The sequence below is a fragment of the Mesorhizobium delmotii genome (genome assembly GCF_900149755.1).
GTDB classification, from domain to species: domain Bacteria; phylum Pseudomonadota; class Alphaproteobacteria; order Rhizobiales; family Rhizobiaceae; genus Mesorhizobium; species Mesorhizobium delmotii.
Window position 1 is genome coordinate 2,807 of the sequence record NZ_FUIG01000026.1, and the last position, 512, is coordinate 3,318.

1 pseudogene is annotated in these 512 nt (G+C 62.9%); it reads right to left on the minus strand.

The features are described from left to right. Positions 1-501 (minus strand): annotated as a pseudogene (locus tag BQ8482_RS39305) (OmpA family protein); the annotation flags it as partial. Positions 502-512 lie beyond the last annotated feature (11 nt).

A 512-nucleotide genomic window follows, 5' to 3' on the forward strand; every position in this document is an offset into this window, starting at 1 on the left:
CGCCGTTTGTTGGGCGACGATGATGCCCGGCTGGGTCTCCAGTCGCGACACATAAGTCTGCCAGTGCTCCGCCGCGCGTGCTTCGGGGCTCACATCACGAACCTTGGAGATGTCGAATACCGGTCCGCCTGCCGAAAGCTGTCGGGCCGCTACGCGTGCCCGATCTATCCAGGTGTCGGGAGCCTCACCCTCGGCAACGATGCGATCATTGACGATCGAAAGCCGAACCGATTTCGGCGGGGTCAGCGACGCGGTTAGCCGCTTCAGCACGAACTCCGGCTCAAGGCTCTGATAGAATTGCCACTGCGAATGAACGCGGGCGGGATCGACCTGCGTTCCGGACAACAGCGACTGCGGGTCGGCGGCAAGCGGGTCTCTCAAGCCGGCAATATAGAAGTGTCCACCCCTCGCCGTTTGTTGGGCGACGATGATGCCCGGCTGGGTCTCCAGTCGCGACACATAAGTCTGCCAGTGCTCCGCCGCGCGTGCTTCGGGGCTCACATCACGAACCT